Raw genomic sequence first — 13,857 nt, forward strand, 5'->3', positions numbered from 1 at the left:
CTCATTGTACCTGTGGTTACTTTTCTTTCAATGCCCAACAAAAATGGGCTTGTAAAGTAGAATCGTGGCAAGTATCACAACAAAAAATGGAACTTCTTACATTAAGTTGTTCTAAACCTACATATAGTTTTGGTAAAGTAAAGCATCATTCAGATTTATTGCACTTGGGTTGCTACTCATGGAATGGCGAGTAGTCAAGAACAAGTAGATTGAGAGTAAATAATGCAGGAATTGCGATTCGTACTCATTGTCGTTGGCGCACTAGCCATCGCCGCATTGCTGTTTCACGGTTTGTGGACCAGTAAAAAAGAAGGCAAAGCAAAATTTGGTAACAAGCCACTTGGTAAGTTGGATGTTGACCAAGTGGATAGAGAAAATAAAGAACTAGAGCGTGAGTTTGCTCCTGCGCCGGAAGATGACTTTGAGATTATCCGTAAAGATCGCAAAGAACCAGATTTTGGAATAGAGAGTTCATTTGACAACAAATTCGCTTCAGATCCTCTTATTGATGATGTTCTTGATGAAAAAGAGAGAGAGCGAAAAGAAGAGGCCATCCCTGCATTTGTTGCGACCAAAGCAGAAAGTGATATTGAGCCACTGATGCAAGAGCCCATTCAGCCTGTTGTTGATGAGAGCATCATTGAACCTGTTTTCGAACCACTTGAAGTGACGCCGGTTGAAGATACTCCGCTGCAGGCAGAGCAAGCAGAAGAGCCGAAGTCAGCGCCAGAAATGCAAGTGATCGTGCTAAACGTACATTGCGCAGGTGATGAGCCATTTGTTGGCACTAAACTGTTTGATAGTATGCAACAAAATGGTTTGATCTATGGTGAAATGGACATATTCCACCGCCATGTAGATTTGTCTGGCAATGGAAAAGTGCTCTTTAGTGTCGCCAATATGATGCATCCTGGTACATTGGCACACAATGACCCGGCTGAGTTTACCACCAAAGGTATTTCCTTCTTTATGACTTTACCTTGTTATGGTGAGGCTGATCAGAACTTTAACCTTATGCTTCGCACAGCGCAGTTAATCGCTGATGATATGGGCGGTAATGTACTTGATGACAAACGAAACTTAATGACGCCTGATCGATTATCGTCTTATCGCCGTCAAATAGTTGAGTTTACCACCGCTAGCGCATAATCTTAGCACCAAATAATGATAGGGCTCCGTTAGGAGCCCTTTTTCTTAGATTTCCAACGACATTGATTGACTATATACGGGGTTTTAATATGTCTGAATCCGTACTTCAGCGACTAGAAGAGCTAAAAGAGTCGTTGCATTACCACGCCGTTCGTTACTACGTGGAAGATAACCCAGAGATTCCTGACGCAGAATACGATCGTATGATGCGTGAACTGCTGGATATTGAAGCCGAGCATCCAGAACTGATCACACTTGACTCACCAAGCCAGCGCGTAGGTGGTCAACCTTTGTCTGAATTCAGCCAAGTGACACACGAAGTTCCGATGTTGTCGCTAGATAATGCGTTTGATGATGGCGAGCTCGGCAGTTTTCATAAGCGTGCTCAAGACCGAATTCCGGGACAAACCATCAAACAGTACTGCTGTGAGCCAAAGCTTGATGGCCTTGCAGTTAGTCTACTGTATGAAAATGGTATTTTGGTTCAAGCCGCGACACGCGGTGATGGTACGACGGGTGAGAACATTACCGAGAATGTGCGTACTATCAGTGCGATTCCTCTTAAACTACAAGGGCAAGACTGGCCAGCACGCCTTGAAGTACGTGGCGAAGTATTTATGCCCAAAGCAGGGTTTGACAAACTGAATGAGCTAGCTCGTCAAAAAGGTGACAAAGTTTTTGTTAACCCAAGAAATGCGGCTGCGGGTAGTTTGCGTCAGTTAGACTCACGCATTACCGCCTCTCGTCCGTTAAGCTTTTATGCCTACAGCGTGGGGGTTGTGGAAGGGGCGACGTTGGCTGCCAGCCACTATGAGCGCTTTCTACAGATTAAATCTTGGGGCTTACCCATGTGCCCTGAAACCAAGCGTGTAGGTAACCTAGATGATGTCAAAGTTTACTATCAAGATATATTGGAACGCCGTGAAGCCCTAGCGTACGAAATTGATGGTGTGGTTATCAAAGTGGATGATATTGCGATTCAAGAGAGGCTCGGTTTTGTTGCTCGTGCTCCACGTTGGGCAATTGCCTACAAATTCCCCGCGCAAGAAGAGATCACAACCCTAAATGATGTCGAGTTTCAGGTTGGTCGTACCGGTGCAATTACCCCAGTCGCTAAGCTTGAGCCTGTTTTCGTTGGTGGTGTGACTGTAAGTAATGCGACACTGCACAATGCGGACGAAATCGAACGTTTACAAGTGATGGTTGGCGACCAAGTTGTGATTCGCCGTGCGGGCGATGTCATTCCGCAGGTGGTTTCTGTAATCAAAGAACGTCGACCTGAATCAGCGCGTGAAATTGTCTTCCCTAATTTGTGTCCAGTATGTCGTTCACACGTTGAACGTATCGAAGGGGAAGCGGTAACACGTTGTACAGGGGGACTTGTTTGCCAAGCGCAACGTAAAGAAGCGCTAAAACATTTTGTTTCTCGTAAAGCGCTCGATGTCGACGGACTTGGAGAGAAGGTGATCGAACAGTTAGTCGACCGTGAAATGGTCGAAACACCGGCAGATTTGTTCAAGTTATCTGCGGGCGTGTTGACGGTTCTGGATCGTATGGGGCCTAAATCGGCGACAAACATTGTCAATGCGTTAGAAAAGTCGAAACTCACCACATTGCCACGTTTCTTGTATTCGCTCGGCATTCGAGAGGTCGGTGAAGCGACCGCTGCCAACTTAGCACAACATTTCAAGTCACTTGACGCCATTCAAGTCGCTACGCAAGAGCAGCTCGTTGAAGTGCAAGATATTGGTGTGGTTGTGGCGAAGCACATTACGACCTTTTTTGGTGAAGAGAACAATCAAGCCGTGGTGCAAGACTTGCTAGCACAAGGTATCAATTGGCCAGAAATCGCTGCGCCACAGGAAGGTGTTGAACTTCCGCTAGACGGTAAAACGGTTGTGTTAACAGGAACGCTTTCCCAGTTGGGTCGCTCGGAAGCAAAAGAGGCGCTACAGAGTCTAGGAGCAAAAGTCACGGGCAGTGTGTCTAAGAAAACCGATATTCTATTTGCTGGGGAAAATGCTGGTTCTAAGCTTGCCAAAGCACAAGAGCTTGGAATTGAGATTCAAACCGAGCAAGACTTACTTGATTTGATGAAATAATTCTTGTCAAGAAAGCTAAGAAATAGCTTAAAAGCCTCAGATGACAATCACCTGAGGCTTTTTTGTGTTGATTAAAAAGCGTGCAATTAAGGCTGGCCAATGGCAATGAAATCATTTCAGTGATCGGGATCTCTCAACACGCTATTGCGTTTATTCTTCTGTTTAGTCTGCGATCTGCTTCAAGTTAAATTTCAGTGCTAGCACTTAAGTTGTTGAAAGTGTTTATTTTTTACTGAGAATGAAATCTTATGGTAAAAAGTAAGATCTAGATCAACAACTTGTATGGAACTTTGGCGTTGGTCATATTTTTTTAGAAAAAAAATAAGTTCCATTTGGATGTTTATCGCCGCGAAGTTAGTCTAGCACCATGGATACACAGTGTGTATGCAGAAAAAAATAAGAACTGAATTTTAAACAATGAGGTTCACATAGGAATTTACTTCTCCCCTTTGGCGGCCAACTTAAGGTGAGCAAGAAAAATACAGCTATATCCATTTTTAGGAGTTTTCCATGGACAAAATGTTTAAACGTACACTACTAGGCGCTGCTGTAGCTGCAGCAGGTTTCGCGGGCACAGCAAACGCAGCAATCCCACTAGCGGGTGATGCGGTTCAATTTTACGGCCAAGCAGCTGGCTTCATGACTTATGTTGACCCAGCAAAAGGTGACGGTTCAGTTGCTACAACTATCGAATCACGCATAGGTTTCCGTGGTGTGGTTGAGTTCGAAGATTTCGGCCCTAACTTCATTTGGCAAATCGAAGGCGGTAACGCAAACAACGGCGGTTTCGATCCTAACCAATCTTGGACGCACACAGATAACGGTCAGTTAGGTGCACGTGATACTTACCTAGGTTTTGATTTTGACGGCGTTGGTTCCTTTAAATGGGGTCGTCAACTTGTTGCTGCATACAACTACGTAGACTGGCCACACTCAAACCCAGGTCTTGGTAACGTTTTTGATTGGAACAACGATATCGGTGCTGGCTACGAAGATCGTGCAAACAACGTATTGCGTTTTGATTCAGCGAACTTTAATGGTTTCAACTTCCAAGCAACATTAAGTGGTATGGGTTCGTCTACAGAGCAAATCGTATCTAACATTGCGGGTTCTTACTCACAAGAGATGTTCAGCGTTCACGCGGGTTACTACACGCAAAAAGGTTACAACGTTGATGTAGCAGCAACTGATCCAACATGGGGTCAGGACAAAGATGGTGAGTGGGCTGAGCAACCAGGAGAGGCGGCTTATGTTAAAAAAGCGGGTGACATCTCTTACTACGTAGTAGGTGGTTCCGTATTCCTAGATAACCTAACATTGACTGCAGCAATGAAAGGTATGGAAAACAACGCTTACGATGGCAAAGCAGTTAAGGCTAAGCAAAATGCTTATTCTGCAACAGCACAATACGTACTTGATGGTCAGTGGGTATTTAAAGCGGGTTACGCATCAACTGACGAAGCTAAAGCTGATGGTAAGACACTTCGTGATAAGTATGGTAACAAAACAAACGATCTAGCGGTAACAGCACGTCTTGGTTACCTACTACCGAGCACATACCTATACCTAGATTCTCGTAACTACAAGATGAATGACTCTGATAAGTGGACAAACGGTGTCCTAGCTGGCGTAGAATACTACTTCTAATTTAGCTAAGTCATTATCTAATGTATTATTAGCGAGCGTCATTGACGCTCGCTTTTTAGTTGAGGGGAAGGATATGAAATCAATAGGTAAGTGGCTTGCAGTATCTGTAGGCGTCTTTTCTTGTAGTGTGATGTCAGCGGTTAATATTGATTTGCATCGAGATATCGCGCCAATCGTAGTCAATGGTGAAAAACAGGGCTTTTTTATTAACAGAAATAGTGTGCTTACTCTAGACGATGGACTCAATCAAATGGTCGTGAGTGTTGGTAAGCTAGTGCAAAATCAATACGGTGAACGAGAAAAATTTAATTCAAAGCCATTTATCATTACGTTTGAAACATCGAATGCGGATCTTGAACTGCTTTTACCTACTACATTCACCAAAATTGAAGACGCGAAAAAATTTGATCAATCTCCAAGCTATATTTTGAGAAACAAAAAATCAGGTGAACTCGTCGAAAATGTTCAAGCAATACTGCCAGACAGCGGCGGCCTAACCCGTGACTATGAAAAAGAAGTTGCCAAATACAATCACAAAAACGGCTTCTCGATTGGCTACTTAGCAGCAAAAGACGAAAAAGGTAGTGTCAATAATAATTCATATGCAGTAGAAAACGCGAAAGCGGAATCAAATAGTAAATCGGTTGAAATGATTAAGTATTGGTATGAAAAAGCCAACAGTAGTGATAGAAAAACCTTTACTGATTTAGCATTAAGCAATAGAAACTCAGAAATAAAACAAGAAAATAACCAACAATCTCAGAGTTTAGAAATGATGATTTATTGGTTTAATGAGACTGAAAAAAGCGGTAAAAAGTCAATTGCCACATGGCTAATAAATCAAGAATGATCAAATTGGGGGCGATATAAGCCCCCAACATTATTTTATTGCGGCCAAGAGTATGTACCACCTTGGATACGACACATTTCGCTAGGGATGTACTCAACAGAATTGTTGTCCATATTACAATTTACTAAAGGCCCTAAAGCGGTTGAACCTAGTGTACTAGCAGTCGTTGATGCTGAAAATGCAAACAACGCTGTGAGAAGTAATGGTAAAAATGATTTCATAGTTTTCCCTCTTACTTACCTTTAAAAATATAAGCACTTCATACCCATGCTTATGCGTTAAGTATGTATAGAGACCCGAAAAGATCAAAAATAAATTCAATAAGCTTTTATTTTTTAAAATGAATTTAGATTTACATTTAGTCTATTTTGATATGTATGTTGCTGAATGTTTATCAACTTCAAGGAAGGTGTTTTAAAAAAGGATAGGATTTTATTAATATATCTATCACTTAATTTCCATTGGTAATTAAAATAACGTAATGAAATATAATAGGTAGTTAGAAAGGACTGAAGTAAGGGGTGATAGTCACCCCTTTATTTTGGCAAAAATTATTGAGAGACGGGTTTTACGGTTAAGATTATACCTTCAATCGCGACGATTTCGACTCTGGTCCCGGCAGGGAGATCATGTTCGCATTGGGCAGACCAAGTGGTATCTGCCACACGAAGTCGGTTGATTCCAACCTTAAAATCTTCTTCAAGGGTGACGATATTACCAATAAGCTGTTTATGTTTTTGGTTAAGATCCCGTTCTTGATCGTTTTTCCTGTCTTTCGCCCATTGGCGACGCCACCATAACCAAGTGGTGACGAGACTGAACGTAGCAAAAGCAAGCCACTGGAGTTGCCAGCTTATGGGGAGGACGGACATTATCATGCCGATAAGTAGAGCCGATATCCCGAGCCAGAGAAAATAACCGGCTGTCCCTAGCAACTCCACGGCAAGCAATGCGAGACCAAATGCGATCCAATACCAAAAAGTTACCCCTTGCAGAAAACTAAATAAGCTCATTACGCTTTGCCTTGTTTAAACATTTCTGCCACGCCCGCAATAGACCCCATCAGGCCCGTCGCTTCGATAGGTAACATGATGATTTTGCCATTCTCCGCTTGGCCGATACTTTTCAGTGCGTCGGTATACCCTTGAGCGATGAAATAATTGACCGCTTGCATATCACCCTGAGCTATCGCGTCAGAAACCATTTGTGTTGCTTTCGCTTCCGCCTGAGCCGCACGTTCACGTGCTTCAGCATGAAGAATAGCAGACTGTTTCTCACCTTCAGCTTTTAATATTTCAGATTGTTTTTGGCCTTCAGCTCGAAGTATCTCTGCCTGACGGATACCTTCAGCTTCTAGGATCTCGGCACGTTTGTTACGTTCTGCCTTCATCTGTGCATTCATTGCTGCTGTTAAGTCAGCTGGTGGCTGGACATCTTTTATCTCGATACGAGTGACTTTTACTCCCCATGGGTTCGTTGCTTGGTCGACAATGGTCAGCAATTTTGTATTGATCATGTCTCGCTGACTGAGCATTTCATCCAGCTCCATAGAACCAAGGACGGTACGAATATTGGTTAGGGTAAGGTTGCGGATCGCATGTTCAAGATCGTTGACCTCGTAAGCGGCTTTAGCGGCATCAATCACTTGAACAAAGCCAACGGCATCAATGACGACATTCGCGTTGTCTTTGGAAATGACCTCCTGCGCTGGAATATCGAGAACGCGCTCCATCATGTTGATTTTTTGCCCAACGCGGTCAATGAAAGGGATAATCAAATTTAACCCGGGTTTTAGCGTGTGGGTATAGCGCCCAAAGCGTTCTACCGTCCAGTTATTGCCTTGCGGAACCGTTTTGATTGCAGAGGCGAGAATGATGATCGCCAGAGCGACGAAAATACCGATGGTAATTAATGAGTCAATTGGCATGTGCTATTCCCTAAAGTGCATAATGTGTTGGTTTATTTTTGCGCATTAAGGGGGATTAAACAATTGAATAAATGAGAGTTGTGCTAGATTCCTGACAGAATAAAGGCCAGAATAATCCAGCCTTATAGTTGTACTACATGTTGCCTTAATAAGGCTAATACAAGATAGAGTATAGCTGACGACGGTATTTACTTGCGGTTACGTTACCTTGGCCTAGTGCACTTAAGATATCCATAAAGGTTTTCTTCACTTCGCCATCCTGAGCGCCGAGATTTACTTTGAGAATGTTCCAAAGCAGTTCTAATGCCTCTTCGTCACGGCCAACTTGGTTGTATTGAATCGCAAGTTCACACGCCAATTCTAAGTTGTCAGGATTTGTTGCTCGCTCTTGCTCAAGGCGCTGAAGTTCTGGGCTGTCTGCTGCTTGAAGATGCAGATCTAACTTAGCGATCAAGCCTTTATAGTAGTTGTCTTGGTACTCAAGTGGGATCGCGTTCAACAGCGTTTGTGCCAACTCAAACTGTTTGGTTTCAAGTAGACAGTCTGCGCTGGCGAGCTTTACATCACCACGAGCTTGGATCTCTTCTGGTAAGGTTTGTAGGATAGTGAGCGCTTGCGCATGCTCACCTTGTTGTAATAGATCACTTGCTTGTTGGAGCCGGAGTTCATCTTGGCTTGGCAAATGTTTTTGTAGCATTGCCGCAATCGTATCGATAGCTTGCGGCCCGCCTAAACCATCGACGGCTTGACCGTTGATAAATAAAGCGATGGTTGGCAGTACTTGAACACCAAACTGAGAGGCAAGTGCGGGCTGTTGCTCACAGTTCAATAAAGCAAGTGTGAATGTGCCATTGTATTGCTGAGTCAGCATTTGTAGCTCAGGAATTACCTGCGCACTTTCAGGTTGAGCGCTCGCCCAGAATTGGATCAACACAGGCGTGTTCATTGACCCTTCAAGTGTTTCGCGGAAATTTTGTTCTGTTAACTCAACGATAAATGGGGATTGCATCAGAGTATCCTTGCTTTTGTTTCTTGTTGTTGATTGTAGATATGGAGTTGAAATTATGGAAATTCAAGCGTTCAAGCAGATAGAAAGGAAAAACGCTACCGAAGCAGCGTGTTCCAGATAGCAAGCGAAAGTGCTAATAAATTTGGCCAGCTCCAGTACGATGTAGAGTAGACGTTATTGGTGTGCTAGGTGTGGAATCAAAATAGGATGAGCATGGCCAACACTACACCCACACTAAGCCAGTTAAGCTGATTTAATGTCATTATTGTCTCGTGCAAATACAAAATAGAAAAGGGTGGCGATACCAAATCTAAGTGAGTATCGGCATCGCGTTCAGGCTTGATGGATAAAGATACTGACTAAGGAATTGATTCGAACATTGAGGTTTTCTTAACCTACATGCTCATAATGACATCACATTGTTACGGTAAAATTACATGGTGATAGAAAGTTTTTATGCGGTTTGTCGCAAAATTTTATCAAGTAAACGAGTCGGTAACAGGCGTTTCAGTACGGCAAAGACTTTGGTTGGTGTCGTGATTCGGTAGCGAATTTTGGGTTTGTCGCTTGTTAATGCGTGTAGCACGGGATCAATGCAAGATTCCGCAGGGAGGACGAATTTGTTGTTCGATTTATCATTGTCTAAACGTTGTTTTTGCCCTTCGTAGGCCGCTTTATGTGGGCTGCTTTCAACGTCAATCCATTGCTCAAAAGCTTTTAAAGCATTGTGCCTAAATTGGGTTTCAATTGGGCCAGGCTCGATCAACGCGACTTTGATGTTGGTGTCCATCAACTCCAAGCGGAGGGTATCGGTCCAACCTTCGAGCGCAAACTTAGAGGCGTTATAGGCTCCACGATATTTCATTGCCGCAAAGCCTAGTACTGAACTGTTTTGAATGATGCGCCCTTCACCTTGTGCTCGCATTTGAGGAAGGATTTCTCGAACCAACTGATGCCAGCCAAAGAAATTGGTTTGAAACTGCGCTTGAAGTGCTTGAGTAGGTAAATCTTCTAATGCGCCAGGTTGGCCGTAAGCGCCATTATTGAAGACGGCGTAAAGCTTTCCATCTGTCAATTCGAGTGTGCGCTTCACCCCGAGGGAAATGCTGCCAGGATCATTGAGGTCCAGTGTTATGCAGGTTAACCCTTCTCGGTTTAGACGTTCAACATCTTGATCGCGACGGCAAGAGGCGATGACGTTGAACCCCTCTTTCTGTAAAGCATGGGCACATACGTAGCCGATGCCCGTCGAGCATCCGGTGATTAGAATCGATTTTTTCATGTAGAAGGCTCACAAAGGGTCAGTGATCCTTATCATTCAACAACTTCTATCGTTAAGCAAGTGCTTGAGTGCAGGTTCGACTCGCGAATAACTGAACTTAAAGCCTAGCTCGGTGAGCTTCTTTGGCTTGGCTCGAATACTATCGAATAACAGGCATGAGGATTCACCCATTGCCATGGTCATCACCCATTTCGGGGTGAATAAGAGGTGAGGACGTTTGAGGGTTTTTGCTAAGGTACGGCTGAAGTTCCGGTTGCTGACAGGGTGAGGAGCGCACAAGTTAAACTCTCCGTGGGCATGTGGTGTTTCCAATAAATACATAATGGCGCGTACCATATCGAGAATGTGGATCCAAGGCATGTATTGATTGCCATTGCCCAAAGAGCCGCCTAAGCCCAGTTTGTAAGGCAAGAGCATTTTGGCAAGTGCGCCCCCATTTTGGCCGAGTACCACACCAGTTCGCAACAGACACACGCGAGTTTGCTCTGATTCTGCGCGCTTAGCAATTTGCTCCCATTTCGCACAGACGGTATGAGTGAATTCATCGCTATTGACTTGTAAGCATTCATCGAAGGGGTGATCTTGTTGATCGCCGTAATACCCCACCGCAGAGCCACTGATAAATACAGAAGGTGGTTCGGTGCTGGCGTGGATCAGTTCTACAATTCTTTCGGTTACCTTCCAACGGCTTTTGCAAATAAGATCTTTTTGTTTTGTTGTCCAACGCTTATCGGCAATCGGCTCACCAGCGAGGTTGATTACAGCGTCAACGTCATTCAAATCTTCGATCGAATCAAGGGAATCCAAATAGTCAATATTACCAACATCGGCATGTTTTAGACGTTGTTTCGCTTGTGCAGGGTTTCGCGTTAACAACATAATTTGATGAGTGGTTAAGAGCTTGAGTAATTCTGACCCTATAAAGCCTGTACCACCAGTCAATAATATCTTCATGAATTCCCTTCGATTGTTAAAACGATGTACATATTATAGTCGTTGTGCGCTAGGCGTGTTCATTTCAACCACTTGTACTGCTATTTTTATTATTAGTAACTAATGAGTTAGACGCATTTTTCTAACTTTCTACTCGAAGCTCACAATTTTGGCTAATGGTAACATTATGTTATGGAGCTTTTTGAGTCGCTCACACTTACCTATAGAAAAGTATGCCATGCTGAATTTAATCACAATCACAATCACAATCACAACTTACGGTAAGGAGAGTATATGGCTTCGTTTGTTGCTCTAGTTCGAGCCTTACTCAATAGTGCCCGTGATCTGTTACCGATTGTTGTTGTTATTTCTTTTTTTCAGCTCGTTGTGTTACAGGAACCATTACCCCATTTATTTTCAATTCTATTTGGTCTACTGCTGGTTGTATTTGGACTCACCTTTTTTATTTTCGGTTTAGATCTTGGATTATTCCCTATTGGTGAAAATATGGCGCAAGCCTTTGCGAGAAAAGGCAGCGTGTTTTGGCTTCTCATCTTCTCTTTTTGTTTGGGCTTTGGAACGACCATTGCCGAACCAGCACTGACGGCAGTCGCAGAAGAGGCATCGGAGGTCGCTGCCGAAGGGGGGATGATCCTAAATACTGAGGAGTCAATGCAAGAGTATGCCGAGGGTTTACGAATGACAGTGGCGCTTTCAGTGGGACTTGCGATTGTTCTTGGTGTACTCAGAATTCTAAAAGGGTGGCCAATTCAATATATGATTATTGGTGGTTACATTGGTGTGGTCATACTGACTGGGTTTGCACCAGAATCCATCATAGGTGTTGCCTATGATTCTGGTGGTGTGACTACGTCCACCATTACGGTGCCTTTAGTGACGGCGCTTGGGGTTGGGTTAGCGTCTGCCATTAAGGGACGAAACCCGATGATCGACGGTTTCGGGTTGATAGCTTTTGCTTCATTGCTGCCTATGATGTTTGTGATGGTTTACGGGATGGTGGTTGCATGATTTCGTTTGATCATTTCGCTGACACTTTTCTTTCTACCATTCGTGATGTTGTACCTATTGCGACGATAATCTTTGGCTTCCAACTCGCGGTGTTGCGCCGTCCAGTTACAAACTTACCTAAGGTATTACTGGGTTTCTTATATGTGATTTTTGGGCTTTCGCTATTTCTGCTTGGCTTAGAAATGGCGTTATTTCCTCTTGGTGAAACGATGGCAGTACAACTGACCGCGCCAGAGTTTCTGAACGAATTTAAGATATCGGTAGGCCAGGTGCTGAGTTGGGTTGATTATTACTGGGTGTACTTATTTGCGTTTTTGATTGGTTTTAGTACCACCATTGCTGAGCCTTCTTTGATCGCCGTGGCGATAAAAGCAAATCAAGTTTCCGGGGGGAGTATTAGCGTTAATGGTTTGAGGGGGGCTGTGGCGTTAGGGGTTGCCGTAGGGATTGCGCTAGGCAGCTATCGCATTGTGGTTGGCGATCCGATTCATTATTACATCATTGTTGGTTATATCGTGGTGGTGATTCAAACGTTTTACGCTCCTCGTCTGATTGTGCCGTTAGCTTACGATTCCGGTGGGGTTACGACATCCACGGTTACGGTGCCGTTAGTCACCGCACTAGGGCTTGGTTTGGCGTCTACCGTTCCTGGTCGTAATCCGATGATTGATGGGTTCGGCTTGATCGCTTTTGCCAGCCTATTCCCTATTATTTCTGTTATGGCATACGCTCAAATAACTCAGTGGTTAAATAAAAAACCATCGGAGGAGAAAGAAAATGCGCTTTAAACTCATCCTAGCTTTTGTGGAAGATGGTAAAACAGACAAAGTACTTGATGCCGCACGTGCAGCAGGGGCGACCGGAGCCACCGTGATAAATAATGCTCGGGGTGAAGGCCTAAACCAAAAACGTACTTTTTTCGGGCTTACGCTCGAAGTGCAAAGAGATGTGTTGTTGTTTGTGGTGGAAGAGCATTTGTCACGCCACATATTGGAAACCATTAACGAAGTCGGTGAGTTTGACCAAGAGTCGGGACAAGGCATCGCGGTGCAGATTGATGTGGAAGATGCGGTGGGGGTGGCCCATCAGGTAGAGACATTGACGAAAGTGGTAGAGGATGAGTTATGAGTGATCATGAGCGGATTCGGGTAAGAGACGTTATGGCAGCAACATACGTAATGGTTGATGGATTGATGACGGTCTATGAGGGAATTACATTAGCGAAAAAAAATCAGGTGAAAGCGCTAGTGGTAAAAAAACGCAATGAAGATGATGAATACGGCATCGTACTGATGAATGATATTGCGAAGAAGGTATTAGCGAAAAACAGAGCACCTCAGCGCACAAATATCTATGAGATCATGACAAAACCTGCATTGTGCGTAGACCCTAACATGAACGTTAAATATTGCGCTCGTTTGTTTGAACGCTTTGGTGTTAGTCGTGCGCCAGTGATTGAAAATGGACAAGTGATTGGAATGGTGAGTTATAACAATATTGTTATAAATGGAATGGTGAAGGAAGAGATGTAAGCTAGGTTCGATTTCGTGCGCCTTGCTCAGTATTTGTCCATTTTCTGAATCGAAAAGTATCCTTGCCTGAATTGACTGTATGAGTTGCATATCCTTTTCTTGATGCTTATTCTTTGATAATTCAGAAAGACGTTGAGGAATTCGCATCATGCCATTAGTTGATTGCCCTGTGTGTGAGAAGCCAATATCGAAACGCGCTCATACCTGCCCGTGTTGTGGGGAACCGGATCCACTCAACCATCTCGCGAAATCTAAGTTCTTATCACTCACCGTGTGGTTCATCGTGCTAGTTGGGGTTGGATACGTCGCTTGGTTTTATTTACTCCCGATGTTGATTGAGTTTGTTCGCCATCAGTAATCTCGCACGTTGGTTGAGCTTCCTCAAGAATACCGTAGA

General features: G+C 43.9%; 14 protein-coding genes. 9 read left to right on the top strand and 5 right to left on the bottom strand.

The window, feature by feature from the left end; all coding sequences use genetic code 11:
- The first annotated feature begins 222 nt into the window (after nucleotides 1–222).
- The 4 genes from zipA (at nucleotide 223) to AK965_RS09105 (ending at nucleotide 5,748) form a co-directional block, all read left to right on the top strand.
- Nucleotides 223–1,149: a cell division protein ZipA gene (zipA, locus tag AK965_RS09090; RefSeq protein WP_099079291.1), complete on the top strand. Its 927-nt coding sequence runs from the start codon at nucleotides 223–225 to the stop codon at nucleotides 1,147–1,149.
- An 89-nt stretch (nucleotides 1,150–1,238) separates the two neighbouring features.
- Nucleotides 1,239–3,251, top strand: a complete 2,013-nt coding sequence (gene ligA, locus AK965_RS09095; protein WP_099079292.1) for an NAD-dependent DNA ligase LigA — start codon at nucleotides 1,239–1,241, stop codon at nucleotides 3,249–3,251.
- 510 nt (nucleotides 3,252–3,761) lie between these two features.
- On the top strand, nucleotides 3,762–4,898 hold the full coding sequence (locus AK965_RS09100; RefSeq protein WP_099079293.1) for a porin: 1,137 nt from the start codon (nucleotides 3,762–3,764) through the stop codon (nucleotides 4,896–4,898).
- 73 nt (nucleotides 4,899–4,971) lie between these two features.
- Nucleotides 4,972–5,748: a DUF2057 family protein gene (locus tag AK965_RS09105; protein ID WP_099079294.1), complete on the top strand. Its 777-nt coding sequence runs from the start codon at nucleotides 4,972–4,974 to the stop codon at nucleotides 5,746–5,748.
- A gap of 551 nt (nucleotides 5,749–6,299) precedes the next feature.
- On the opposite strand, the gene AK965_RS09115 is transcribed toward AK965_RS09105, so the two are convergent.
- The 5 genes from AK965_RS09115 to AK965_RS09140 all read right to left on the bottom strand — a co-directional run bounded on the left by AK965_RS09115 (nucleotide 6,300) and on the right by AK965_RS09140 (nucleotide 10,920).
- Nucleotides 6,300–6,761: an NfeD family protein gene (locus tag AK965_RS09115; protein ID WP_099079296.1), complete on the bottom strand. Its 462-nt coding sequence runs from the start codon at nucleotides 6,759–6,761 to the stop codon at nucleotides 6,300–6,302.
- On the bottom strand, nucleotides 6,761–7,675 hold the full coding sequence (locus AK965_RS09120) for an SPFH domain-containing protein (protein ID WP_099079297.1): 915 nt from the start codon (nucleotides 7,673–7,675) through the stop codon (nucleotides 6,761–6,763). The genes AK965_RS09115 and AK965_RS09120 overlap by 1 nt, the downstream gene beginning before the upstream one ends.
- Before the next feature lie 154 nt (nucleotides 7,676–7,829).
- Nucleotides 7,830–8,684: a co-chaperone YbbN gene (locus AK965_RS09125; protein WP_099079298.1), complete on the bottom strand. Its 855-nt coding sequence runs from the start codon at nucleotides 8,682–8,684 to the stop codon at nucleotides 7,830–7,832.
- Nucleotides 8,685–9,138: 454 nt separating this feature from the next.
- On the bottom strand, nucleotides 9,139–9,966 hold the full coding sequence (locus AK965_RS09135) for an SDR family oxidoreductase (RefSeq protein WP_099079299.1): 828 nt from the start codon (nucleotides 9,964–9,966) through the stop codon (nucleotides 9,139–9,141).
- Nucleotides 9,967–10,002: 36 nt separating this feature from the next.
- Complete coding sequence (locus AK965_RS09140) at nucleotides 10,003–10,920, bottom strand: TIGR01777 family oxidoreductase (protein WP_099079300.1); 918 nt, start codon at nucleotides 10,918–10,920, stop codon at nucleotides 10,003–10,005.
- Between the two features lie 273 nt (nucleotides 10,921–11,193).
- Between AK965_RS09140 and AK965_RS09145 the strand changes: the two genes are divergently transcribed.
- From AK965_RS09145 to AK965_RS09165, 5 genes are all read left to right on the top strand, one after another.
- A complete protein-coding gene (locus tag AK965_RS09145) occupies nucleotides 11,194–11,928 on the top strand; it encodes a DUF1538 domain-containing protein (protein WP_099079301.1) in 735 nt (244 codons plus the stop codon).
- Nucleotides 11,925–12,716, top strand: coding sequence for a DUF1538 domain-containing protein (locus AK965_RS09150; RefSeq protein ID WP_099079302.1), 792 nt, complete (start codon nucleotides 11,925–11,927; stop codon nucleotides 12,714–12,716). The genes AK965_RS09145 and AK965_RS09150 overlap by 4 nt, the downstream gene beginning before the upstream one ends.
- The gene (locus tag AK965_RS09155; RefSeq protein WP_099079303.1) at nucleotides 12,706–13,056 is read left to right on the top strand and encodes a P-II family nitrogen regulator; all 351 of its coding nucleotides are present in this window, start codon (nucleotides 12,706–12,708) and stop codon (nucleotides 13,054–13,056) included. The genes AK965_RS09150 and AK965_RS09155 overlap by 11 nt, the downstream gene beginning before the upstream one ends.
- On the top strand, nucleotides 13,053–13,460 hold the full coding sequence (locus tag AK965_RS09160) for a CBS domain-containing protein (RefSeq protein ID WP_099079304.1): 408 nt from the start codon (nucleotides 13,053–13,055) through the stop codon (nucleotides 13,458–13,460). The genes AK965_RS09155 and AK965_RS09160 overlap by 4 nt, the downstream gene beginning before the upstream one ends.
- A gap of 148 nt (nucleotides 13,461–13,608) precedes the next feature.
- Nucleotides 13,609–13,818: a hypothetical protein gene (locus tag AK965_RS09165; RefSeq protein WP_099079305.1), complete on the top strand. Its 210-nt coding sequence runs from the start codon at nucleotides 13,609–13,611 to the stop codon at nucleotides 13,816–13,818.
- The last annotated feature ends 39 nt before the right edge of the window (nucleotides 13,819–13,857 follow it).

The sequence above is a fragment of the Vibrio sp. PID17_43 genome (assembly GCF_002608565.1).
Lineage (GTDB): Bacteria > Pseudomonadota > Gammaproteobacteria > Enterobacterales > Vibrionaceae > Vibrio.

What these genes read in the sequence shown, in the direction of transcription:
- zipA (WP_099079291.1), top strand. Translation starts at nt 223, where the DNA reads ATGCAGGAATTGCGATTCGTACTCATTGTCGTTGGCGCACTAGCCATC.
- ligA (WP_099079292.1), top strand. Translation starts at nt 1,239, where the DNA reads ATGTCTGAATCCGTACTTCAGCGACTAGAAGAGCTAAAAGAGTCGTTG.
- AK965_RS09100 (WP_099079293.1), top strand. Translation starts at nt 3,762, where the DNA reads ATGGACAAAATGTTTAAACGTACACTACTAGGCGCTGCTGTAGCTGCA.
- AK965_RS09105 (WP_099079294.1), top strand. Translation starts at nt 4,972, where the DNA reads ATGAAATCAATAGGTAAGTGGCTTGCAGTATCTGTAGGCGTCTTTTCT.
- AK965_RS09115 (WP_099079296.1), bottom strand. Translation starts at nt 6,761, where the DNA reads ATGAGCTTATTTAGTTTTCTGCAAGGGGTAACTTTTTGGTATTGGATC.
- AK965_RS09120 (WP_099079297.1), bottom strand. Translation starts at nt 7,675, where the DNA reads ATGCCAATTGACTCATTAATTACCATCGGTATTTTCGTCGCTCTGGCG.
- AK965_RS09125 (WP_099079298.1), bottom strand. Translation starts at nt 8,684, where the DNA reads ATGCAATCCCCATTTATCGTTGAGTTAACAGAACAAAATTTCCGCGAA.
- AK965_RS09135 (WP_099079299.1), bottom strand. Translation starts at nt 9,966, where the DNA reads ATGAAAAAATCGATTCTAATCACCGGATGCTCGACGGGCATCGGCTAC.
- AK965_RS09140 (WP_099079300.1), bottom strand. Translation starts at nt 10,920, where the DNA reads ATGAAGATATTATTGACTGGTGGTACAGGCTTTATAGGGTCAGAATTA.
- AK965_RS09145 (WP_099079301.1), top strand. Translation starts at nt 11,194, where the DNA reads ATGGCTTCGTTTGTTGCTCTAGTTCGAGCCTTACTCAATAGTGCCCGT.
- AK965_RS09150 (WP_099079302.1), top strand. Translation starts at nt 11,925, where the DNA reads ATGATTTCGTTTGATCATTTCGCTGACACTTTTCTTTCTACCATTCGT.
- AK965_RS09155 (WP_099079303.1), top strand. Translation starts at nt 12,706, where the DNA reads ATGCGCTTTAAACTCATCCTAGCTTTTGTGGAAGATGGTAAAACAGAC.
- AK965_RS09160 (WP_099079304.1), top strand. Translation starts at nt 13,053, where the DNA reads ATGAGTGATCATGAGCGGATTCGGGTAAGAGACGTTATGGCAGCAACA.
- AK965_RS09165 (WP_099079305.1), top strand. Translation starts at nt 13,609, where the DNA reads ATGCCATTAGTTGATTGCCCTGTGTGTGAGAAGCCAATATCGAAACGC.